Origin of the sequence: Billgrantia bachuensis, from assembly GCF_011742165.1 — a bacterium.
Taxonomy (GTDB): domain Bacteria; phylum Pseudomonadota; class Gammaproteobacteria; order Pseudomonadales; family Halomonadaceae; genus Halomonas; species Halomonas bachuensis.
The window spans coordinates 12,875-34,376 of sequence record NZ_JAAQTO010000008.1 but is presented as its reverse complement, the minus strand read 5'-3'; the positions used below and the strand labels follow the sequence as shown (position 1 = coordinate 34,376).

Genomic DNA, 21,502 nt, shown 5'->3' with positions numbered 1-21,502 from the left:
CGGGTAGCGCTCGCGAACTAGCGCTATTCTAATTCACCCTTGGAAGCTGTGCAGCCGGCTCATGGCGCGGGCCCAGTCGCCCGACACGGCGAGCGGCAGCGTTGCCAGGCACTCATCGAGCGCAGACCCGATGGCCTCGAGCTCCGCCTTGCCGGGGCGCCCCAGCACGTAGTTGGTCACCTGGCGCGAGTCGCCGGGGTGGCCGATGCCGATGCGCAGCCGATTGAAGCCCTTGTCGCCCAGCGCGCTGACGATATCACGCAGGCCGTTGTGGCCGCCGTGGCCGCCGCCCTGCTTGTAACGCGCAGTGCCGGGGGCGATATCCAGTTCGTCATGGGCCACCAGCAGCTCGTCGGGAGCGATCTTGAAGAATTGGCACAGCGCTGCCACGGCACCGCCACTGCGGTTCATGAAGGTAGTGGGCTCGAGCAGGTGCAGTTCGTGTCCGTCGAGCAGGATCTTGGCATACAGGCCAAGGAACTTTTTCTCCGGGCGCAGCTCGGTGCCGGCCTGGCGAGCCAGGATCTCGACCAGCCAGGCGCCGGCGTTGTGGCGCGTGGCGGCGTAGTTGTCACCGGGGTTGCCCAGCCCGATGATCGCCTTGACCTGGGGCATGCGGGGCCTCCAAACGAAAACAAGCGCCGCAGCGCTTGATTGGGTTGGGGGCTGCCCCAGGGCAGCCCCGACAGCGCGGTTTACTCGGCGCTGTTTTCGCCTTCCTCGCCTTCTTCGCCTTCAGCCTCTTCGCTGCGGACTTTCGGCTTGGTAATGCTCAGCACGGCGTTGTCGTGGTCGGCGCCGTGAGTCAGCTCGACCAGGGTGATGCCGGCCGGCAGCTTGAGGTCGGAGAGGTGCAGGGTGGTGCCCAGCTCGACTTCGCTGATATCGACCTCGAGGAAGTCCGGCAGATCCTTCGGCAGGCAGCTGATCTGGACTTCGTTGGAGAGCACGTGCAGCTCGCCGCCATGGTCCTTGATGCCCTTGGACTTCTCTTCGCCCACCACGTGAAGCGGTACGCTGATGGTGATCTCGTGGGTGGCGTCCACGCGCATGAAGTCGGCATGGGTGACCAGCGGCTTGTACGGGTGACGCTGCAGATCACGCACCACGACCTGCTCTTTCTGGCCGTCGATGACGAGATTGAGCACTGAGGAGAAGAAGGCTTCGTCCTCGATGGCCTTGTAGAAGGCGGACTTCTCGAGAGCGATCGGCTGAGGGGACTTCTCTCCACCGTAGACGATGGCCGGGACTTCGAGGTTCGCACGACGCAGGCGGCGGCTCGCACCTTTCCCCAGGTCGTTACGAACGCTGGCATTGAGTGTGAAATCGGACATGTTGTTGCCTCTTGCTGAAAGTAAGGGAGACGTGCGACCCGCGACCTGATCGCGACGTTCCCGAAAGCCCCCTTGGGGGCGCTACTCCGGCGCCATTAGTGGAACATGGCGCTGACGGATTCCTCGTTGCTGACGCGGCGGATCGCCTCGGCGATCAGTCCGGCCACGCTGAGCTGACGAATCTTGCCGCTGCGACGGGCGACGTCGGACAACGGAATGGTATCGGTGACCACCACCTCGTCGAGCACCGAGCCGGTGATGTTCTCCACCGCCGGGCCGGAGAGGATCGGGTGGGTGGCATAGGCCACCACGCGGCGCGCGCCATGGTCCTTGAGCGCGTCGCCGGCCTTGCACAGGGTGCCGGCGGTATCGATCATGTCGTCCACCACCACGCAGGTGCGGTTCTCGATCTCGCCGATGATGTGCATCACCTGGGCCTGGTTGGCCTGGGGGCGGCGCTTGTCGATGATGGCGAGGTCGGCATTGAGCTGTTTGGCGATGGCGCGGGCGCGAACCACGCCGCCCACATCGGGCGATACCACCACCAGGTCGTCATAGTTCTGACGCTCGATGTCGTCGAGCAGAATCGGCGAGCCGTAGACGTTGTCCACCGGCACGTCGAAGAAGCCCTGGATCTGGTCGGCGTGCAGGTCCATGGTCATCACCCGGTCTACGCCGGCCTTGACCATCATGTCAGCCACTACCTTGGCCGAGATGGGGACCCGTGCGGAGCGTACCCGACGATCCTGGCGCGCGTAGCCGAAATAGGGCACCACGGCGGTGATCCGAGTGGCCGAGGCCCTGCGCAGGGCATCCACCATCAGGATCAATTCCATCAGGTTGTCGTTGGTCGGTGCGCAGGTGGACTGCAGAATGAAGACATCCTTGCCGCGAACGTTCTCGTTGATCTCGACCGCGATCTCGCCATCGCTGAACTGCCCGACCGTGGCATTACCCATGCGAGTATCGAGACTCTCGGCAATTTTCTGGGCAAGTTCCGGATTGGCATTCCCGGCAAAAACCATCAATTTTGACACGCGCATCCACCTATGCAGTGTTGGGGAGCTCTGTTTGCGATGAGCTTGGGGTTGCAAGCGCTTCTAGTCGGACGCTCGCTGACATCATGTTCATCGACCTAGAGCAGCATGTAGCGGGGAGAGATTCAGGCCGCGAGCAATGAAAGCAGTATAGCGGCCCGGTAGGTCGGCCAATAGACGCCTGGCCGTGACTTCCGAACCCAGCCGAGCGAAGAGGCAGGCACCGGTTCCCGTCAGCATGGCGGGTGCCCGGCTGCCAAGCCAGTCGAGCGCTTCGGCGACTTGCGGATAGAGTGACCTGACCGTTGGCTCGCAGTCGTTGTGCCAGCTGGGTGCTCCCCCCTGCAGTGCGCGCGCCATGGTAATCGGGGGAGTGTTACGTGTCAATTGCGCCGCCCCGAACACGGCGTGGGTAGCCACTTCGATGCCGGGGTGCACGACCACGAACCAGGGGGTGTCGAGTTCCACCGGTGTGAGCTTCTCGCCGACGCCCTCGGCCCAGGCGGCGCGGCCGCGCACGAATACCGGCACGTCGGCGCCGAGGCTCAGGCCGAGTCCGGCCAGCCGGTCGAGCGAGAGGCCAAGCCGCCAGAGTCGGTCGAGGCCGAGCAGGGTGGTGGCGGCGTCGCTGCTGCCACCGCCCAGTCCGCCGCCCATGGGCAGGCGTTTGGTCAGGTGGATGTCGGCGCCCAACTGGCAGCCGCTCTCGGCTTGCAGCAGGCGGGCGGCGCGCACGATCAGGTTGTTGCTGTCGGGAAGTCCCGCGATGGGCGGGGTCAGGCGGATCTCGCCGTCCGGCCTGAGGCGCAGGCGCAACTCGTCTCCATGGTCGAGGAACTGGAACAGCGTCTGCAGCTCATGATAGCCGTCTGCCCGACGGCCGGTGATATGCAGCATGCGGTTGAGCTTGGCCGGCGCCGGCAGTAGGAGCTCGCTCGTCGAGTCCGTCATCGGTTCGTTCGTCGGCTCAGTCATCGACGACGGGGCGCCACTCGGTGACCACCAGTGTCACACGCAGGTCGTCGTACTCCATGACCAGGCGGCGCGGGAGCCACAGCGACTCGACCTGGGTCCAGTCGCGATAGACGATTTGCCAGCCATCCTGCTCGAGCTGCTGGGGAAAGCCGCGCTCGTCATGGTCGAGACGATAGGAGCTGTGATCGGCGGGCAGGCCGCGGATCCAGTCGGCCAGCGAACTGACCGGTAGTGACCAACCCAACTGCTGCTGCATCAAGGCTTCGGGCGTCGCGGCTTCGAAGCGTCCCTCGGCATTGGTCAGCGAGAAGCGGCCTTCGCGGCCTTCCAGCAAGTTGCGGCCGCTACCGAAGGGGCCGCTGATCAGCATGCGGTAATAGTGGGGGTGCTGGCTCCAGTCGAGGTTGGCGCTGGTCGATTCCTGGGCGGTGCGCAGCCCGGCCTTGCCGATCAGGGTCCAGGTGTCCAGGGATTCCAGGCGCTCTTGCTGGGCCTCCCACTGGTCGGGCTCGCGCTCACCGTCCGGTGCCGCGCCCGGGGTGGCGCAGCCGGCCAGCAGGGTCAGTGCGAGGCTCGCGGCAAGCCAGCGTATCGCGAAAATGGGGCGTTTCATGGCATCGTCTCGTCGACAGGGGTGGTGGTCAGGGTGCCAGTTCGGGAATGCGCTCGAGGAGATCATCGATCATGGGATGTTCGTCGTGTTGGCGCAGGATTTGTGCCACGACGCGTCGGGCCTCGTCATGTCGCTCCAGCGACCAGAGGACCTCGGCCAGATGGGCGGCGATCTCCTGGTCGGGCATGCTGGCATAGGCGCGTTCCAGCCAGGCCAGAGCGCGCTCCGGGTCGCCCATTCGATAGTGGACCCAGCCCAGGCTATCCATGATCGCCGGACTGCCGGGCTCGAGTTCATGGGCACGCTCGATGAGCTCACGGGCCTCCTCCAGGCGCTCGGGGTCGTTGAGGTCCGCCAGCGTATAGCCCAGCGCGTTCAGGGCCGAGGCATTCTCCGGGTTGGCTTCGATGATGCGACCCAGGTCTCGCTCCATGGCCTCGAGGTCGCCATGCTCCCAGGCGCGCATGGCACGCAGATAGAGCAGCGGCTCGTCGTTGGGAGTGCGCGAGAGTTCGCGGTCGAGCAGGCTGTCGGCTTCGGCGTGCAGTCCGGCTTCGTCAAGCAGCTCCACTTCGAGGGCGATCAGATCGCTGAAGTGCGATTCATGGCGCAGGCGCTCGATGCGCAGGAAGGCGCGTGCGTCGAGCAAGCGCTCGTCATCGATCAACATCTGGGCGGCACGCAGGCGGGCACGCAGGAAATGACTGCCGGGTGCCACCTGGCGGTAGTAGAGCAGGGCATTGTCGATCTCGCCCTCTTCCTCGGCAATGGTGCCCATCAGGTAGAAGGCCTCGGGAGGAGGCTCGTCGCTGCCGACCAGTGGCAACAACAGGCGCCGGGCCGCATCCAGATGGCCGCCCTCCAGATAGAGGCGGGCCAGCGAGACGTGCAGCTCGTGGTTGCCGACGTGCTCGTCCATCAGGGCCGAGGTGTGCTGCTCGGCGGCGGCGACGTTGCCCAGCATCAGCTCGGCCTGTGCCAGCAGCAGCAGGAAGCGCGGATCGCCGGGTGAGACCTCGAGGCCGCGACGAGCGGACTCACGGGCCTGGCGCGGGCTGTCGGCTTCCAGGGCCAGTTGGGCTCGCGTCAGCCACAGGGCGGGCAGCTCGGAGTGGTTGCGCTCGAGCAGATTCAGGCGCGCCTCGGCCTGCTGGCGCTGGCCGGTGGCAGCCTCGAGGATCGCCATGGCCAGCACGGCATCGTGATAGTGCGGATGGGCGCTGGCCCCGGTGCGATCGAGATACTCCCGCAGCTGCTCGCGCAGAGGCAGCGGATCGGTGCCGGATTCCAGCGCCAGCTCGGCGAACAGTGCCAGTTCGGCATGCTGGCCCTGCTCGGCTAATGCCAGGCGCCAGTCGAGCGCCTGGGTCCAGTCGCCGCGTTGCAAGGCCAGGCCGGCGAGCAGGCGCAGCGGCGCTTCCGCTGCGGGGTCGAGCTCTTGCCAGGTGCCAACGGCCTGCTCGAGCAGCAGGATGTCGTTGCTGAAGCGGGCTGCCAGGGTGCCGCGCTCTGCCAGTGGTGCGGCGCTGTAGCGTTCTGCCATGGCCAGGTAGCCCAGCGTGGCGCGGCGATAGTCGCCGCGCTGCCCCGCAAATTCGGCCGTCAACAGCGTGGCCAGCCCCTCCGCGTCAAGCCCGTGCTCGATGGGAGGTGCCGAGGCCATGGGGTCTTCTTGAGACTTGGCTGAAGGGGCGGGGGCCAGGCCCTGGCAACCGCCCAGCAGAACGGTCAGGCCAAGCACTGCCAGTCCATGGCGTGAGGAGCGTATCAGCGTCGAGGGCATGCGTATCTCATCCGGTGTCCCGAGGTGCCAGCATACCGGCTAGCAGCCTATGGGCAAAGGGATCGCTGCTTCGGCGATGCGGCTTGGTGAGATGGCCGCTGCCTTGTCGTGCGTCAATGCCAGGGGCGTGGGCCTGGCGCCGAGCTCGGAAGGCTGTGATAGAATGCAGCGCCGCAGAGACGATTTTTTTCATTTACGGTGCCGCCGGCCGACATCACCGAAGACGCTTAACGCATGACGCTTCTTGCCCTTGGAATCAACCACAGGACGGCCACCGTCGCGGTGCGCGAGCGGGTCGCCTTTACACCCGCGCAACTGGAGTCGGCGCTGGTCGAGCTGCGCGGGCTGCCGGAGGTACACGAAGCGGCAGTGCTCTCGACCTGCAATCGCACTGAGCTCTACTGCGTGACCGAGCCGAGCGGTGAGCGCGCCATCCTCGACTGGCTGGGTCACTTCCATGGGCTGGCGCTCGAAGAGCTGACGCCCTGCGCCTATCACTATCTGGACAACGATGCCGCGCGTCATTTGATGCGCGTTGCGGTGGGGCTGGATTCGATGGTGCTGGGCGAGCCGCAGATACTCGGTCAGCTCAAGGAGGCCTACCAGTCGGCGCGCCAGGCGAGCGGGTTGGGCGGTGAGCTGGAGCTGCTGTTCCAGCATACGTTCGCGGTGGCCAAACAGGTGCGTACGCGCACCGGCATCGGTCAGAACCCGGTTTCGGTGGCCTACGCCGCCGTGAGCCTGGCCAGTCGGATCTTCGATGACTTCGGCCGCTCGCGGGCGCTGTTGATCGGCGCTGGGGAAACCATCGAGCTGGTGGCGCGGCACCTGCGCGAGGCCGGCGTGCGTAACATGATCGTGGCCAACCGCACGCGTGAGCGTGCCGAGGTTCTGGCCGGTGAATTCAATGCCGAGGCGATCTCGCTCAACGAGATTCCCGACGCCCTGGCCCGCGCGGACATCGTCATCTCTTCTACCGCCGCACCACTACCGATCCTGGGCAAGGGCATGGCGGAGCGGGCGCTGAAGAAGCGCCGCCATCGGCCGATCTTCATGGTCGACATTGCCGTGCCGCGCGACATCGAGCCCGAGGTCGGCGACCTGGACGATATCTTTCTCTATACCGTCGATGACCTCAACGAGGTGATCCAGGAGAACCGACGCCACCGCCAGGCGGCCGCCGACCAGGCAGAATCGCTGATCGAACATGGCGTGCATGTCTGGCTGCACGAGCGGCGCATTCGCAGTAGTGGCGAGCTGATTCGTCGCTACCGCGACCAGGCGGCTGAAGTGCGTGAGTATTCCGAGCGTCAGGCCTTGGCAAGGCTGGCACGAGGCGAGGATCCCGAGGAGGTGCTTCGCCTGCTGGCACACCAGCTCACCAATCGCCTGCTGCATCGGCCCACGGTGGCCTTGCGCGAGGCATCCGGTGGCGAGCGGCGCGATCTGCTCACCGCTGCCGAGGCGCTGCTGCTGGATTCCACATCAACGAAACCCTGACAGGACACTCCATGAAAGCGACCCTGCGCCAGCGTCTCGATGGCTTCGTCGAACGCTTCGAGGAGCTCGCCGCCCTGCTGGCGGAGCCCGAGGTGATCAGCGATCAGCCTCGCTTCCGCGACTATTCCCGTGAGTATGCCGAGCTCGAACACCTGGTCGAGGCCTGGCGTGACTATCGGACGATCGAAAACGACCTGGAGGATGCCGCTCAACTGGCCGATGACAGCGACGCCGAGATGCGCGAGTTGGTTCAGATGGAGCTGGATGAGGGCCGGGAGCGTCTGGCGGAGCTGGAGGTGCGGCTCAAGCAGTTGCTGGTGCCGCGCGATCCCGACGACGGCCGCAACGTCTTCCTCGAGATTCGCGCCGGCACCGGCGGCGATGAGGCGGCGCTGTTCGCCGGCGACCTGTTCCGCATGTACTCCCGCTATGCCGAGAAGCAGGGCTGGAAGGTCGAAGTGATCAGTGCCAGCCATGGCGAGCAAGGCGGCTATAAGGAACTCATCTCGCGGGTAAAGGGCGATGGGGTCTATGCCCGGCTAAAATTCGAATCGGGCGCACACCGCGTGCAGCGGGTGCCCGCCACCGAATCCCAGGGGCGTATCCATACTTCCGCCTGTACCGTGGCGGTCATGCCGGAAGCCGATGCGGTGGGCGACGTCGACATCAATCCCGCCGATCTTCGGGTGGATACCTTCCGCTCCAGTGGCGCCGGCGGCCAGCACGTCAACACCACCGATTCGGCGATCCGCATCACTCACCTGCCCAGCGGAGTGGTGGTCGAGTGCCAGGAGGAGCGCAGCCAGCACAAGAACCGGGCCAAGGCGATGTCGCTGCTGGCTGCCCGGCTCAAGCAGAGCGCCGTGGAGGGTCGTCAGCGCGAGCAGGCCGACACGCGGCGCAGCCTGGTCGGCTCGGGTGATCGCAGCGAGCGTATCCGCACCTATAACTTCCCCCAGGGCCGGCTCACCGATCACCGCATCAATCTTACCCTCTACAAACTCGGTGAGGTCATGGCCGGCGAGCTCGACGAGGTCCTCGATCCGTTGATTCACGAGCACCAGGCCGAGCAGCTCGCGGCGCTGCAGGAAGTCTGATGCGTCTCGATGCGTTGCTGGCGCGGGCGGCCGAGCGTCTGGCGCGATCGGGCTCGGCCAGTCCGCGGCTCGATGCCGAGGTGCTGCTCTGCCATGTGCTGGGCGTCGATCGGACCTGGCTCTATACCTGGGGCGACCGGCCCGCGACGACCTACGCACGGGCCCGCTTCGAGGCCCTGGTGGCGGCACGCGCAGCGGGACATCCCGTGGCCTACCTGACCGGCATGCGGGAGTTCTGGGGGCTTGCCCTGGCCACCTCGCGGCATACCCTGATTCCCCGGCCCGATACCGAAACTCTGGTCGAGCTGCTGCTCGAGCTGGCACCTGAGCCGTCGGGTCGGTTACTCGATCTGGGCACCGGGACCGGTGCCATCGCACTGGCCTTCGCCAGCGAGCGGCCTGGCTGGGAAGCGCTCGGGGTCGATCGTGTACCGGAGGCGGTGGCGCTGGCCGAGTCCAATGCTCATCGTCTGGGCATCGCCAACGCGAGCTTTTCGTTGAGCGACTGGTTTGTGGCCTTGGCCGATGAGCGCTTTACCCTGATCGCGGCCAATCCGCCCTACATCGATGCGCAGGATCCGCACCTGGCACAGGGCGACGTGCGTTTCGAGCCCAGCAGCGCGTTGGTCGCGGCGGATGCCGGGCTGGCCGATCTGCGCCACCTCGTCGAGCGGGGCATGGCCCATCTGTTGCCGGGAGGCTGGCTTGCCCTGGAGCACGGCCACGAACAGGCGGCTGCCGTTCGCAACCTGCTGGAGGACAGCGGTTATACCGCAGTGGCCAGTCGGCGCGACCTCGGAGGCCATGAGCGGGTGACCTACGGCCGGCGGCCTCGGCAACGTTGAGTCAGGCTTATTGGAGTGGAAGTGGTCGCTGTGGTACATCTGTTCAGGAAATAATTCCAAATGTCGGCATGTTTGTGCGACCGAACACCAGCACCGCGCCTGATTTCCGCGCTTTTTCAGGTCGATCTGCTGTCATGGCGACGCTTCACTCACTCTGACTCGGCTTCCCACGACACGATAATGAAAACCAAGACCCGCTCGCTCGATCGTATCGATCTCAAGATCCTGCGCTGCCTGCAGGACAATGCCCGTATCTCCTACGTCGATCTGGCCGCTCAGGTCGGGCTCTCCACTACGCCATGCCTGGAGCGCGTCAAGCGCCTCGAGAAGTCCGGCGTCATTCGCGGCTACAAGGCGATACTCAACCCGCGCGCGCTCAAGGCCAACCTGCTGGTGTTCGTCGAGATCAGTCTCGAGACCCAGTCGCCGGCAGTGTTCGACGAATTCCGGCGTGCCGTGTCTCGCCTGCCGCAGATTCAGGAGTGCCACCTGGTCTCGGGGCAGTTCGACTACATTCTCAAGTGCCGGATTCCCGAGATGTCCGCCTACCGTCAGTTGCTCGGCGACGTGGTACTGACCCTTCCAGGCGTCAAGGAGTCGAAGAGCTACGTGGTGATGGAGGAGGTCAAGGAGGAGTTCTCGCTCTACGTACCCGATATCGAGGAGCTCGAAGACAAGTAATGGCAATGAACGACGAGGCGCTGTTGCGCTACAGCCGGCAGATCATGCTCGAGGCGATCGATATCGAGGGCCAGGAGCGCCTGCTGGCCTCGCGTGCGCTGGTGGTGGGCGCCGGCGGGTTGGGCTCGCCGGTGGCGCTCTACCTGGCCGCCGCCGGGGTGGGCCACCTGATCCTGGCCGACGCCGATGAGGTGGAGCTCTCCAATCTTCAGCGCCAAATTGCTCATGGCATGGCCGACCTGGGGCGCAACAAGGCGGAGTCCGCCCGCCGGGCGGCGCTGGCACTGAACCCGGGCTGTGACATCCAGGTCATGCAAGAGCATCTGGACGACGAGAGGCTGAATCGGGTAGTCGCCGGCGTCGATCTGGTGCTCGATTGCACCGACCGTTTCTCCAGCCGCTACGCCATCAATGCTGCCTGCCAGCGTGCCGGGGTGCCGCTGGTCTCGGGGGCGGCGATTCGCTTCTCGGGGCAGCTGGCAGTGTTCGATCCGCATGATCCCGTCTCGCCCTGTTATGCCTGTCTCTATCCGCCCGAAGAGGGAGGAGACGAGGAGCTGCGCTGCGCCGAGAGCGGCGTGGTAGCCCCCTTGGTGGGGCTGATCGGCTGCTTCCAGGCGCTGGAAGCGGTCAAGCTGCTCAGCGGAGCCGGTACGCCGCACCACGGACTTTCCACCTTCGACGGGCTGAGCGGACAGTGGCGTCACTTTCAGGTGCCGCGCGATCCCGCTTGCCCGGTGTGTGCCGAGCGCTGAGAGAATTGTGTGATGGTCATTATTTAACAAGAAAAGGTTGGACGATAACCGAGAAGCTTTCTTTCTTTCCCGGTGGGCGTTCGTAAATTGCTTTTTCTTATGGATCTTTTTGCCGTTTGTGCGAATGGTCCGAAGAGGCGGCTCATCGTTCTCGTTATTGGATACTTGACATTCCCTGCCGGTATGATGCCAGACTGAACAAATTCAATGAGCTGGTTTACCGCTTCAGGAATACGCAGCATGGCCACTGCCGCCCAGATCGACAAACCCGCATCCTACTACCGCGATTCGATCACGGTGCATCTCGAGCAGGCATGTCCTCCGCTTGTCGGGCGCCGACGTGTCGATGTGTGCGTCATCGGTGGTGGGATCACCGGCTGTTCCGCGGCGCTGCACCTGGCAGAGCGCGGCTACTCGGTGACCCTGCTCGAAGCCCACGAGATCGGGTTTGGCGCCTCCGGACGCAGCGGTGGCCAGATCCTGCCCGGTCTGGGGACCGACATCGCCACCGTGGAACAGGCGCTCGGCCGCGAGCGCGCCCGTGAAGTCTGGGAGCTGAGCCGCGAGGCGGTACGCTTGACTACCGAACTCATCGAGCAGCATGCGATTCCCTGCGACCTCGCCTGGGGTTACCTGCATGCTGCAGTGAAGTCGCGCCACGTGCGCGAGCTCAAGCAGATGCAGGAGCGTCTGGCCCGCGACTACGGTTACGAGGCGCTTACCTGGCTCGAAGGCGAGGCGCTGCATGAGCGGGTGGCGACCTCGGCGTACCCGGGGGCGCTCCACGAGAGCGAAGGCGGCCACCTGCATCCGCTCAACTATACCCTGGGGCTGGCACGGGCGGCCCAGCAGGCTGGCGTGACGATTCACGAGCATAGCGCGGCCCTGACCATTCGCCGTGGCCAACCCGCCACCGTGGTTACCGCGCAGGGCGAGATCACGGCCGATTTCGTGGTGGTGGGCGCCAACGCCTATCTGGGGCGGCTGTTGCCGGAACTCGAAGGTCGCGTCATGCGCGCGGCCAACTATATCGTCGCCACCGAGCCGCTGGGTGAAGAGCGCGCCTCCAAGGTGCTGCCTCGCAACGATGCCCTTTCCGATGCCAACTTCGTCCTCGATTACTACCGCCTTTCGGCCGACAGGCGGCTGATCTATGGCGGTGAAGTCAGCTACGATGGTCGCGAGCCGCGCGGCCTGCAGCAGCGCATGGACGCCAAGATCGCGCGTCTGTTTCCGGCACTCGAAGGCGTGCGCATCGACTACCGCTGGGGCGGCGACGTGGCGATCACGCTCAATCGCGCGCCGGACTTCGGCCGCCTTGGCAGCAATATCTATTACGCCCAAGGCTACTCGGGGCACGGCATGGCGCTGGCCGGGCTGGCCGGAAAGCTGGTCGGTGAGACCATTGCCGGGCAGAGCGAGCGTTTCGATGTCTTTGCCGCCATGCCCCATCGCCGTTTTCCGGGCGGCGAGCGCCTGCGCACGCCGCTGCTGGTTCTCGCCACCACCTTCTACAAGTTGCGCGACCGACTATAACGAACGTGACGCCCGGGACGGGCCACAATGAGGTTCCCATGAAAGACCTGGAAAGCTGGCTGAAGGAGCGACGCATCACCGAGGTGGAGTGCCTGGTCAGCGACATCACCGGCATCGCCCGTGGCAAGATCACGCCTGTTTCGAAGTTCATGGCCGAGAAGGGCATGCGCCTTCCCGAAAGCGTGCTGCTGCAGACCGTGACCGGCGATTACGTCGAGGACGAACTCTATTACTCGCTGCTCGACCCTGCCGATATCGACATGCTCTGCCGCCCCGATATCTCCGCCGTCTATCCGGTGCCTTGGGCGCTAGAGCCCACCGCCCAGGTCATCCACGACTGCTATGACAAGATGGGCAATCCCATCGAACTCTCGAGCCGCAACCAGCTGAAGCGGGTGCTGGCGCTCTATGCCGAGCAGGGTTGGAAGCCCGTGGTGGCACCGGAAATGGAGTTCTACCTGACCAAGCGCTGCGAGGATCCCGATCTTCCACTACTGCCGCCCATCGGCCGTAGCGGGCGCCAGGAAACCGGACGTCAGTCGTTCTCTATCGACGCGGCCAATGAGTTCGACCCCCTCTTCGAAGACATGTACGACTGGTGCGAGATCCAGGGGCTGGATATCGACACGCTGATACACGAGGAGGGTACCGCCCAGATGGAGATCAACTTCCGTCACGGCGACCCGCTGATGCTGGCCGATCAGGTGTTCCTGTTCAAGCGCACCCTGCGCGAGGCGGCACTGAAGCACGACGTGGTGGCCACCTTCATGGCCAAGCCGATCACCAACGAGCCCGGCAGCGCCATGCACATTCACCAGAGTGTGCTGGATGCAGCCACCGGGAGGAGCGTATTCGCCAACGAGGATGGCTCCATGAGCCAGTTGTTCCTCCATCATATCGGCGGCATGCAACGCTTCATTCCCGAAGCGCTGCCGCTGATGGCGCCCAACGTCAACTCCTTCCGCCGCTTCCTGCCCGATACCTCGGCACCGGTCAACGTCGAGTGGGGCGAGGAGAACCGTACCTGTGGCCTGCGCGTACCCGACTCCACGCCTCAGAACCGACGTATCGAGAATCGCCTGCCCGGCGCCGACGCCAATGCCTATCTCGCCATCGCTGCCAGCCTGCTGTGCGGCTACCTCGGCATGATGCAACAGCTCAATCCCTCCGCCCCGGTGCAGGGCAGGGCGTTCGAGCGTCGCAACCTGCGCTTGCCGTTCACGCTGGAGCAGGCGCTGGAGCGCATGGAGCACTGTGCCGAGCTGGAGCGCTACATGGGGCATCGTTTCGTGACCGGCTACGTGGCGGTCAAGCGGGTGGAGAACGAGAACTTCAAGAAGGTCATCAGTTCGTGGGAGAGGGAGTTCCTGCTGTTGAGCGTCTAGTGGGGAGAGAATGCCTGGCCGGGTCATGGCCGGACTTACGACAACAATGCAAACAAGAGGTGTCATCATGTCATGTCAACGCAAGCTGACTCTGGCCGTCGCCCTGGGTTCCCTGGCCATGGTCGCTACCGCCGCCCAGGCCAACGAAGTGCGCATCTACAATTGGTCGGACTACATCGCGCCGGACACCTTGGAGAAGTTCACCGAGGCCACCGGTATCGAGGTGATCTACGACGTCTACGATAGCAACGAGGTACTCGACGCTGCCGTGCTGGCGGGCCGCTCCGGCTACGACGTGGTGGTGCCCTCCAACTACTACCTGACCCGCCAGGTCAGCGCCGGGGTCTACCAGGAGCTGGACCACGACAAGATTCCCAATATGGAGAACCTCAATCCCGAACTGATGGAGCAGCTTGAATCGATCGACCCCGGTAGTCGCTATTCGATCCCGTACATGTGGGGCACCAACGGCATCGGCTACAACGTCGAACGCGTCACCGAGATTCTCGGCGAGGACGCGCCGCTCGACTCCTGGGCGCTGATCTTCGACCCTGAGGTGACTTCGGCGTTGAACGAGGGCGGCTGCGGCATTTCCATGTTGGATACCGGTGATGACATGCTCTCCGCCGGCATGGCCTACCTGGGCCTGTCGCCGATCTCGGAGAAGACCGAAGACATCGAGGCGGCCGGCGACCTGATCGCCGCGGTGCGTGACAACATCACCTACTTTCACTCGTCGCGCTACATCTCGGACCTCGCCAACGGCGACATCTGCGTGGCGGCGGGCTACTCCGGCGACATCTTCCAGGCCGCCGACCGCGCCGAGGAGGCGGGGCGTGACTTCGAGATCGCCTACACCATTCCCAAGGAGGGCGCGGCGCTGTGGTTCGACATGATGGCGATTCCGGCCGACGCGCCCAACCCCGATAACGCCCACGCCTTCATCAACTTCATCCTCGAACCCGAGATCGCCGCAGACATCACTGAATATGTGGTCTACGCCAACCCCAACATCGCCGCCAACGAGTTTCTCGACCCTGAGATCCTCAACGACACTTCCGTCTATCCCAATCAGGAGGTGATGGAGAACCTGTACGTCCAGGAAGAGAAGCCTTTGGCAGTACAGCGCGTGCGCACGCGCACGTGGAACCGGGTGAAGTCCGGCATTTGATCTCCGCGCCGGCCCTGCCGGGCCGGCAGAAAAGCCGACCAACGCTTGCTTGCCACAGGAGTCGCTGTGATGCCGCAAACCCCGATTCAAGCTTCGGAACCATCGCGACGAACCGTCGAGAGCGGGGTGCATGCCGATGAAGTGCCCGGCAAGCCACGCCAGGCTCGCGGTGAGGAACTGATGGAGATTCGCCGCGTCAGCAAGCGCTTCGACGGCGTCTTGGCGGTGGACGACGTCAGCCTGTCGATTCGCCGCGGCGAGATCTTCGCCCTGCTGGGCGGCTCCGGTTCGGGAAAATCGACGCTGCTGCGCATGTTGGCCGGCTTCGAGAAGCCCAGCGAAGGGCAGGTCGTGCTCGACGGCGAGGATATCACCGCCATGCCGCCCTATGAGCGTCCGATCAACATGATGTTCCAGTCCTATGCACTGTTCCCGCATATGACGGTGGCGCAGAACATCGCTTTCGGTCTCAAGCAGGACAAGCTGCCGCGACGCGAGATCGACGAGCGCGTGATCGAGATGCTCAAGCTGGTACACATGGAGGCATTCGCCCGGCGCAAGCCGCACCAACTCTCAGGCGGCCAGCGCCAGCGTGTGGCCCTGGCACGCTCGTTGGCCAAGCGACCCAAGCTACTGCTGCTCGACGAGCCGATGGGGGCGCTGGACAAGAAGCTGCGTACCGAGATGCAGCTCGAGGTGGTGCAGATCCTCGAGCGCGTGGGAGTGACCTGCATCATGGTCACCCACGATCAGGAGGAGGCCATGACCATGGCCGACCGCGTGGCGATCATGGCCGACGGCTGGATTGCCCAGGTGGGTACACCGATGGACGTCTACGAGAGCCCGGCCAATCGCATGGTGGCGGAGTTCGTCGGTACCGTGAACCTGTTCGAGGGCGAGATCGTCGTTGACGAAGCCGATCACTGCGTGATCGATAGCCCGGCGCTGGGGCGCTCGATTCGCATCGACCATGGCGTCAGTACCCAGGCCGACGAGCGTCGCGTATGGGTCGCCGTGCGCCCGGAAAAGACCTGGCTCTCCCGCGAGCGCCCAACGGGCGAAGACAACTGGGCAGCGGGCACCGTCGAGGACATCGCCTACCTCGGCGGCTTCTCGGTCTACTACGTGCGCATCGAGAGCGGCCAACTGGTCAAGGCCAGCATGGCCAATACCGAGCGGCGCGGTGACCGGCCGCGCTGGGACGAGTCGGTTTTCGTCCACTGGGACGCGCACAGCGCAGTCGTTCTGCACGATTGAGCGGGAGATCTGCAATGGCTAACCTCACCATCCGCCTTCGGCGGCTGTTCAAGCCTGGCCGTGGCTGGGTCATTGCCGCGCCGCTGCTGTGGCTAACCCTGTTCTTTCTGCTGCCGTTCGGCATCGTGCTCAAGATCAGCCTTTCCGAGGCGGCGATCTCGATACCGCCTTACGGTCCCATCTTCGACTACGCCAACCAGACGCTGAACGTCGTCGTCACCTTCGGCAATTATCTGTTCCTGGCCACCGATACGCTCTATGTCTCGGCCTACTGGGGGTCGGTAAAGATCGCGCTGCTGGCCACCGTGCTGTGCCTCGCGCTCGGCTATCCCATGGCCTACGCCATGGCCCGCGCCCCGGCTCACTGGCAATTGGTGCTGCTGCTGCTGGTGATGTTGCCGTCATGGACCTCGTTCCTGATCCGCGTCTACGCCTGGATGGGTATCCTCAGCAACAATGGGTTGGTCAACAACCTGTTGCTCTGGGCGGGGCTGATCGATTCACCCATTCGCATGCTCAACACCAACTTCGCCGTCATCCTCGGCATCGTCTATGCCTACCTGCCGTTCATGGTGCTGCCGCTCTATGCCAACCTGACCCGACTCGACGGCTCGCTGCTGGAGGCGGCTTCGGATCTCGGCTCGCGCAAGCTCAACACCTTTCTCAAGGTGACCTTGCCGCTCTCGAAGGGCGGTATCATCGCCGGCTCGATGCTGGTCTTCATCCCGGCGGTGGGGGAGTACGTGATTCCCGAACTGCTCGGCGGCCCCAACACGGTGATGATCGGCAAGGTGCTATGGGAGGAGTTCTTCCACAACCGCGACTGGCCGGTGGCCTCGGCACTGGCCATGGTGATGCTGGCGATCCTGATCATTCCCATTGCCCTGTTCCATCGCTACCAGTCGCGCGAGCTGGAGGAGTGACCATGCGCAAGCCATCCTTCACCACGCTGATGCTGATCGTCGGGCTGGTGTTTCTCTATCTGCCGATGCTCATTCTGGTGACCTACTCGTTCAATTCGTCGCGGCTGGTCACCGTGTGGGCGGGCTTCTCGGCGCACTGGTACGTCGAGCTGTTCCGCGACCAGCAGATTCTCTCGGCCATCTGGACAAGCCTGCGTATTGCCTTCTTCTCGGCCTCCATGGCGGTGTGCCTGGGCACGCTGGCAGCCTTCGTGATGGTGCGTTTCGCTCGCTTCCGCGGCAAGACCGCTCTCTCCAGCATGATTACCGCACCGCTGGTGATGCCCGAGGTGATCACCGGCCTGTCGCTGCTCCTGCTGTTCGTGCACATGGCGCAGCTGATCGGTTGGCCGGCGGATCGTGGCATGGTGACCATCTGGATCGCCCATACCACCTTCTGTAGTGCCTACGTGGCGGTGGTGGTGGCCTCGCGCCTGCGTGAAGTGGACATGTCCATCGAGGAGGCCGCCATGGACCTTGGCGCCAGGCCGGTCCGCACCTTCTTCCAGATCACCCTTCCGGTGATCGCGCCGGCGCTGGCAGCGGGCTGGCTGCTGGCCTTCACCCTGTCGCTGGACGACCTGGTGATCGCCAGCTTCGTCTCCGGCCCCGGCGCCACCACGCTGCCGATGGTGGTGTTCTCCTCGGTGCGCCTTGGCGTTTCGCCCAAGATCAATGCCCTGGCCACGCTGATCATCCTGGCTGTATCGCTCGCCACCTTCATTGCGTGGTATCTGATGCGGCGCAGCGAGGCGCGGCGACGCCAGGCGATGCTGCAGGACATGACCGCGGGGAGATAAGAGTACTTCCCGAAGCCGATTTCTTTGTCTGTGTGAGGTAGTGAAATGTCGACCAGCGCCAATCAGGAGCATGTGGCGTCCTACTATGCGGCCACGGCCAACCCGGCACCCGAGCGCCCCGCCCTCGAGGGCGACGTCGAGTGCGACGTTTGCGTGGTCGGAGCGGGCTTCACCGGCATCTCGTCGGCGCTGCATCTCGCCGAGCAGGGGATCGAGGTCGTCGTGCTGGAAGCCGCCCGGGTGGGGTTCGGTGCCTCGGGGCGCAACGGCGGCCAGATCGTCAACAGCTACAGCCGCGACATGGACGTGATCGAGGCCCGGTATGGGGCCGAGACCGCTCGGGCACTTGGTGACATGGCCTTCGAGGGCAACCGCATCATACGCCAGCGTATCGAGAAGCACGGCATCGTCTGCGACCTGAAGGAGGGCAACCTCTTTGCCGCCTGCAACCGCAAGCAGCTCGAAGGGCTGCGCGAGCACAAGGCGCTATGGGAGCGCTATGGCAATCGTCAGCTCGAGTTGTTGGAGGGCGAGGCATACAAGCGAGAAGTCGGAAGCGAGCGTTACGTCGGCGCGCTGGTGGATCACTCCGGTGGCCATCTGCATCCGCTCAACCTGGTGCTCGGCGAAGCCGCAGCCTGCGAGTCGCTGGGCGGCATCATTCATGAGCACACGCCCGTGCTCGAGGTGCGCCATGGCGAGACCGTTACGCTGCGCACGCCGCGTGGCAGCGTACGCGCTCGACGCGTGGTGATGGCCGGCAATGCCTACCTGCAAGGAGTGCTGCCGGAGCTGGAGAGCAAGTCGATGCCTTGCGGCACGCAGGTCATTACTACCGAGCCATTGCCGGAGGAGCTGCGCCGTAAGCTGATTCCCCACGACATGGCGGTTGAGGACTGCAACTATCTGCTCGATTACTACCGCTTCACTGCCGATGGACGCCTGCTCTACGGCGGTGGGGTCAACTACGGCGGTCAGGATCCCTCGGACATCGCCGCGGTGATTCGCCCCAAGATGCTCAGGACCTTTCCGCAACTGTCCAAGGTGCGCATCGACTTTGCCTGGAGCGGCAATTTCCTGATGACACTCAACCGCCTGCCGCAGTTCGGCCGCCTCAACGACAGCGTCTACTACGCCCAGGGTTATTCGGGCCACGGCGTGACCTGCTCGCACCTGGCAGGGCGACTGATCGCCGAGGTAATGCGCGGCGAGAGCGAGCGCTTCGACGCCTTCGCCGGCCTGCCGCACCTACCGTTCCCTGGCGGAAGGCTGCTGAGAGTGCCGTTCTCGGCATTGGGGGCCTGGTACTATGCGACGCGGGATCGGCTCGGTTTGTGAGGTGTCGCCGGCGGCGGACACCGGGTCAGAAAATGAGGAAACCGCTGCGCTGCGCTTAACGCCAGCCAGCCGCAGCGTATACTGAGGTCATCTATCGGGTGGCACGGAACCGCTGCTCATCACGTCTCTTCTCTTGCACATCGTATCGAGCCGAATCTTATAAGCCCGGGGCGGCATATCGCCCTGCAGGAGGAGTGTCATGAACAAGTCGATCGTGATCGGAACGACGTTGAGCGTGCTGGGTCTTGGCGGCCTGGGCTTCGGCGCCTGGCAAGTGCAGCAGGTGCCGAGCGAGAGTGAGCCGCAATTCGCCGAGGTCGTTGCGGTGCAGCCGGTGACCCGTAGCGTCGAGACGCCGCGTGAAGTGTGCGAAGACGTGGTGGTGCAGCAGCAGACCCAGGCGCCCAGCCGTGATCCGCATCGCATTGCCGGCACTGCGGCGGGGGCCGTGGTGGGTGGCCTGCTCGGCAATCAGGTCGGGGGCGGCAGTGGCAAGACGCTGGCCACCGTGGCGGGCGCGGTCGGCGGCGGCTTTGCCGGGCGCGAGATTCAAGGGCGCATCGAGGCCAACCAGACTCAGACCTACGCCACCACTCAGCGCCAGTGCCACACGGTCATGGACAGCTCGGAGGAGACCGTCGGCTATGACGTGACTTGGCGTCACGGCGAGACGACACAGGTTTCTCGGCTGGACCATCAGCCCCAGGGCAACCGCGTGCTGCTCGAGGAAGGGCAGCCGCGCTGGGACCTGCCGCTGGCCAGCACCGAGGGCTGAGCCCTTCCAAGCGTAACGCCTTCCCGTTTCGCCATGCGCAGCGCCCCGATTACGCTCGGGGCGCTGCCGTTCGTTTCGATCCTGTGCGCGTACCTTGCCATTCAGACGTGGCGCAGATACCAGGCGTACTCCAACTGGCTCACCGCCTGCATGGCTTGTTCACGTTCGGCCCGGCGGTTGGCGACGAAGACATGAACGAAGTCACTGCCCAGCGCGTCGTTCAGCGGTTCGCTCGCTTCCAGCAAATCGAGGGCTTGGTGCCAGCTGTTGGTCAGTGTGGGCTCGAATTGCGCGTAGGCATTGCCCTCCACGGGGGATGGCGGAACCAACTGCCGGCTCATGCCATGTTCGATGCTCGCCAGCAGCACGGCTATCAGCAGGTAGGGATTGACGTCGGCACCGGCGACCCGGTGCTCGATGCGCCGTGCATCGTTGCCGCCCGATGGTATACGCACGGCCACCGAGCGGTTGTCGAAGCCCCAGGTGGGTGTCATGGGCACGTAGAGGCCCGGCTGGAAGCGCCGGAAGGAATTGAGGTTGGGGGCGCAGATCGCCATCGAGGCCGGCATGAGGTCGAGCAGCCCGGCGACGGCCCGGTGCAGGGTTTCACTGCCGAGCGTATCGCCGTTCTCGGCGGCGAAGACGTTGCGGCCGCTGTCATCGAGCATACTGAGATGCACATGGGTGCCGTTGCCAGCCTCGAGACCGTAGGGCTTGGCCATGAACGTGGCTTCGAAGCCGTGTTTCAGGGCCACGCCCTTGACCAGGCGCTTCAGAAGGACGGCATGGTCGCAGGCCTTGAGGACATCATCGCAGTGGCCTAGGGTGATCTCGAACTGGCCTGGGGCGCACTCCTTGAGTGTCGTATCCAGCGGCAGGTCCTGGCAACGGGCCGAGCGCTGCACGTCCTCGATGAAAACGGCATATTCGTCGAGTTCATCGATGGAGTAGAGCTGGCTCTGGGTCGCACGCTCGCCGCTGCGTGGAGAGCGTGGCGGCTGGATCCGCCCCTCGGGGGTGCGTTCGCGGTCCAGCAGATAGAACTCCATTTCCACGGCCGCGACGGGGGTCAGGCCATGGTGACGCAGTCGCTCCAGTTGGCGCGACAATACCTGGCGGGGGTCGGCGAAGAAGGGCGTATCGTCGGACTCGAACATGGTCATGAGCAGCTGTGCCTGGCGTCCGTCGCGTAGCCACGGCGTCGGCATCAGTGAACCCGCAATGGGGCGGCAGACCCGGTCGCTGTCGCCGGTGGCCAGTCCCAGCCCGGTGGCTTCGATGGTATGACCGTTGATGTCCAGGGCAAAGACCGAGGCCGGCAGATTGATGCCCAGGCGGCAGGCCTTGTCCAGGTTATCGCGAGGAATGCGTTTGCCACGCATGACGCCATTGAGATCGCTGATCAGCAGGTCGATGCTGTCGATGTCGGGATAGCGCTCGAGAAACTCCCGGGCCTGGTCAGCGCTGAGCGACGGCATGATGGCACCTGTAGGTAGTCAGTGGGTTTCACATTGGTTCCTATCTTTCGATGACATGCCTTTGTTGTCAAATCCTTTACGGGAGGCTTCTTCTGCTGTAAGCGCGAGTCGCTCAATTTCATAGATAATTTGGGTGGTGCTAGGTGACATGCATGTCTTAGGCTGGATTTTTATTGGTTC

20 protein-coding genes are annotated in these 21,502 nt (G+C 64.4%); 13 read left to right on the top strand and 7 right to left on the bottom strand.

The window, feature by feature from the left end:
• Positions 1–33: 33 nt before the first annotated feature.
• The 6 genes from pth to HBJ55_RS03875 form a co-directional block, all read right to left on the bottom strand.
• Positions 34–615 (bottom strand): aminoacyl-tRNA hydrolase, encoded by a 582-nt coding sequence (gene pth, locus HBJ55_RS03900; RefSeq protein WP_167111256.1) that lies wholly within the window; start codon positions 613–615, stop codon positions 34–36.
• A gap of 80 nt (positions 616–695) precedes the next feature.
• Entirely contained in the window at positions 696–1,334 is a 639-nt protein-coding gene (locus HBJ55_RS03895; RefSeq protein ID WP_167111254.1) for a 50S ribosomal protein L25/general stress protein Ctc, read from the bottom strand.
• Between the two features lie 95 nt (positions 1,335–1,429).
• Complete coding sequence (locus HBJ55_RS03890; protein WP_010629229.1) at positions 1,430–2,371, bottom strand: ribose-phosphate pyrophosphokinase; 942 nt, start codon at positions 2,369–2,371, stop codon at positions 1,430–1,432.
• 90 nt (positions 2,372–2,461) lie between these two features.
• Positions 2,462–3,322, bottom strand: coding sequence for a 4-(cytidine 5'-diphospho)-2-C-methyl-D-erythritol kinase (gene ispE / locus HBJ55_RS03885; protein ID WP_167111252.1), 861 nt, complete (start codon positions 3,320–3,322; stop codon positions 2,462–2,464).
• A 16-nt stretch (positions 3,323–3,338) separates the two neighbouring features.
• A complete protein-coding gene (gene lolB / locus HBJ55_RS03880) occupies positions 3,339–3,959 on the bottom strand; it encodes a lipoprotein insertase outer membrane protein LolB (RefSeq protein ID WP_167111250.1) in 621 nt (206 codons plus the stop codon).
• A 28-nt stretch (positions 3,960–3,987) separates the two neighbouring features.
• Complete coding sequence (locus HBJ55_RS03875) at positions 3,988–5,742, bottom strand: tetratricopeptide repeat protein (protein WP_167111248.1); 1,755 nt, start codon at positions 5,740–5,742, stop codon at positions 3,988–3,990.
• A 234-nt stretch (positions 5,743–5,976) separates the two neighbouring features.
• Between HBJ55_RS03875 and hemA the strand changes: the two genes are divergently transcribed.
• The 13 genes from hemA to HBJ55_RS03810 all read left to right on the top strand — a co-directional run bounded on the left by hemA (position 5,977) and on the right by HBJ55_RS03810 (position 19,844).
• Positions 5,977–7,242 carry a glutamyl-tRNA reductase gene (hemA, locus tag HBJ55_RS03870; protein ID WP_167111246.1) on the top strand — a complete coding sequence of 422 codons (1,266 nt, stop codon included), beginning with the start codon at positions 5,977–5,979 and terminating at the stop codon, positions 7,240–7,242.
• Between the two features lie 11 nt (positions 7,243–7,253).
• On the top strand, positions 7,254–8,339 hold the full coding sequence (gene prfA, locus HBJ55_RS03865; protein ID WP_167111243.1) for a peptide chain release factor 1: 1,086 nt from the start codon (positions 7,254–7,256) through the stop codon (positions 8,337–8,339).
• Positions 8,339–9,184 carry a peptide chain release factor N(5)-glutamine methyltransferase gene (gene prmC / locus HBJ55_RS03860; RefSeq protein WP_167111241.1) on the top strand — a complete coding sequence of 282 codons (846 nt, stop codon included), beginning with the start codon at positions 8,339–8,341 and terminating at the stop codon, positions 9,182–9,184. Before prfA ends, prmC begins: the two co-directional genes overlap by 1 nt.
• A gap of 180 nt (positions 9,185–9,364) precedes the next feature.
• The gene (locus HBJ55_RS03855) at positions 9,365–9,865 is read left to right on the top strand and encodes an Lrp/AsnC ligand binding domain-containing protein (protein WP_167111239.1); all 501 of its coding nucleotides are present in this window, start codon (positions 9,365–9,367) and stop codon (positions 9,863–9,865) included.
• 5 nt (positions 9,866–9,870) lie between these two features.
• Positions 9,871–10,620, top strand: a complete 750-nt coding sequence (locus HBJ55_RS03850) for a HesA/MoeB/ThiF family protein (RefSeq protein ID WP_167111277.1) — start codon at positions 9,871–9,873, stop codon at positions 10,618–10,620.
• A gap of 240 nt (positions 10,621–10,860) precedes the next feature.
• Positions 10,861–12,156 carry an NAD(P)/FAD-dependent oxidoreductase gene (locus HBJ55_RS03845; protein ID WP_167111237.1) on the top strand — a complete coding sequence of 432 codons (1,296 nt, stop codon included), beginning with the start codon at positions 10,861–10,863 and terminating at the stop codon, positions 12,154–12,156.
• 38 nt (positions 12,157–12,194) lie between these two features.
• Positions 12,195–13,541, top strand: a complete 1,347-nt coding sequence (locus HBJ55_RS03840) for a glutamine synthetase family protein (RefSeq protein ID WP_167111235.1) — start codon at positions 12,195–12,197, stop codon at positions 13,539–13,541.
• A 67-nt stretch (positions 13,542–13,608) separates the two neighbouring features.
• The gene (locus HBJ55_RS03835) at positions 13,609–14,712 is read left to right on the top strand and encodes a polyamine ABC transporter substrate-binding protein (protein ID WP_167111233.1); all 1,104 of its coding nucleotides are present in this window, start codon (positions 13,609–13,611) and stop codon (positions 14,710–14,712) included.
• A 180-nt stretch (positions 14,713–14,892) separates the two neighbouring features.
• Complete coding sequence (gene potA, locus HBJ55_RS03830) at positions 14,893–15,969, top strand: polyamine ABC transporter ATP-binding protein (protein ID WP_422674166.1); 1,077 nt, start codon at positions 14,893–14,895, stop codon at positions 15,967–15,969.
• A 14-nt stretch (positions 15,970–15,983) separates the two neighbouring features.
• The gene (locus HBJ55_RS03825) at positions 15,984–16,892 is read left to right on the top strand and encodes an ABC transporter permease subunit (RefSeq protein ID WP_167111229.1); all 909 of its coding nucleotides are present in this window, start codon (positions 15,984–15,986) and stop codon (positions 16,890–16,892) included.
• A gap of 2 nt (positions 16,893–16,894) precedes the next feature.
• A complete protein-coding gene (locus HBJ55_RS03820) occupies positions 16,895–17,731 on the top strand; it encodes an ABC transporter permease subunit (RefSeq protein WP_167111227.1) in 837 nt (278 codons plus the stop codon).
• 45 nt (positions 17,732–17,776) lie between these two features.
• The gene (locus HBJ55_RS03815; RefSeq protein ID WP_167111225.1) at positions 17,777–19,069 is read left to right on the top strand and encodes an NAD(P)/FAD-dependent oxidoreductase; all 1,293 of its coding nucleotides are present in this window, start codon (positions 17,777–17,779) and stop codon (positions 19,067–19,069) included.
• 199 nt (positions 19,070–19,268) lie between these two features.
• Positions 19,269–19,844 (top strand): glycine zipper 2TM domain-containing protein, encoded by a 576-nt coding sequence (locus tag HBJ55_RS03810; RefSeq protein ID WP_167111223.1) that lies wholly within the window; start codon positions 19,269–19,271, stop codon positions 19,842–19,844.
• Positions 19,845–19,945: 101 nt separating this feature from the next.
• Here the strand turns inward: HBJ55_RS03810 and HBJ55_RS03805 are convergent, their stop codons facing one another.
• Positions 19,946–21,322 (bottom strand): glutamine synthetase family protein, encoded by a 1,377-nt coding sequence (locus tag HBJ55_RS03805; protein ID WP_167111221.1) that lies wholly within the window; start codon positions 21,320–21,322, stop codon positions 19,946–19,948.
• Positions 21,323–21,502: the final 180 nt, after the last annotated feature.

Coding starts and splice junctions, on each gene's coding strand:
- pth (WP_167111256.1), bottom strand. CDS start 615: ATGCCCCAGGTCAAGGCGATCATCGGGCTGGGCAACCCCGGTGACAAC.
- HBJ55_RS03895 (WP_167111254.1), bottom strand. CDS start 1,334: ATGTCCGATTTCACACTCAATGCCAGCGTTCGTAACGACCTGGGGAAA.
- ispE (WP_167111252.1), bottom strand. CDS start 3,322: ATGACGGACTCGACGAGCGAGCTCCTACTGCCGGCGCCGGCCAAGCTC.
- lolB (WP_167111250.1), bottom strand. CDS start 3,959: ATGAAACGCCCCATTTTCGCGATACGCTGGCTTGCCGCGAGCCTCGCA.
- HBJ55_RS03875 (WP_167111248.1), bottom strand. CDS start 5,742: ATGCCCTCGACGCTGATACGCTCCTCACGCCATGGACTGGCAGTGCTT.
- hemA (WP_167111246.1), top strand. CDS start 5,977: ATGACGCTTCTTGCCCTTGGAATCAACCACAGGACGGCCACCGTCGCG.
- prfA (WP_167111243.1), top strand. CDS start 7,254: ATGAAAGCGACCCTGCGCCAGCGTCTCGATGGCTTCGTCGAACGCTTC.
- prmC (WP_167111241.1), top strand. CDS start 8,339: ATGCGTCTCGATGCGTTGCTGGCGCGGGCGGCCGAGCGTCTGGCGCGA.
- HBJ55_RS03855 (WP_167111239.1), top strand. CDS start 9,365: ATGAAAACCAAGACCCGCTCGCTCGATCGTATCGATCTCAAGATCCTG.
- HBJ55_RS03850 (WP_167111277.1), top strand. CDS start 9,871: ATGAACGACGAGGCGCTGTTGCGCTACAGCCGGCAGATCATGCTCGAG.
- HBJ55_RS03845 (WP_167111237.1), top strand. CDS start 10,861: ATGGCCACTGCCGCCCAGATCGACAAACCCGCATCCTACTACCGCGAT.
- HBJ55_RS03840 (WP_167111235.1), top strand. CDS start 12,195: ATGAAAGACCTGGAAAGCTGGCTGAAGGAGCGACGCATCACCGAGGTG.
- HBJ55_RS03835 (WP_167111233.1), top strand. CDS start 13,609: ATGTCATGTCAACGCAAGCTGACTCTGGCCGTCGCCCTGGGTTCCCTG.
- potA (WP_422674166.1), top strand. CDS start 14,893: ATGGAGATTCGCCGCGTCAGCAAGCGCTTCGACGGCGTCTTGGCGGTG.
- HBJ55_RS03825 (WP_167111229.1), top strand. CDS start 15,984: ATGGCTAACCTCACCATCCGCCTTCGGCGGCTGTTCAAGCCTGGCCGT.
- HBJ55_RS03820 (WP_167111227.1), top strand. CDS start 16,895: ATGCGCAAGCCATCCTTCACCACGCTGATGCTGATCGTCGGGCTGGTG.
- HBJ55_RS03815 (WP_167111225.1), top strand. CDS start 17,777: ATGTCGACCAGCGCCAATCAGGAGCATGTGGCGTCCTACTATGCGGCC.
- HBJ55_RS03810 (WP_167111223.1), top strand. CDS start 19,269: ATGAACAAGTCGATCGTGATCGGAACGACGTTGAGCGTGCTGGGTCTT.
- HBJ55_RS03805 (WP_167111221.1), bottom strand. CDS start 21,322: ATGCCGTCGCTCAGCGCTGACCAGGCCCGGGAGTTTCTCGAGCGCTAT.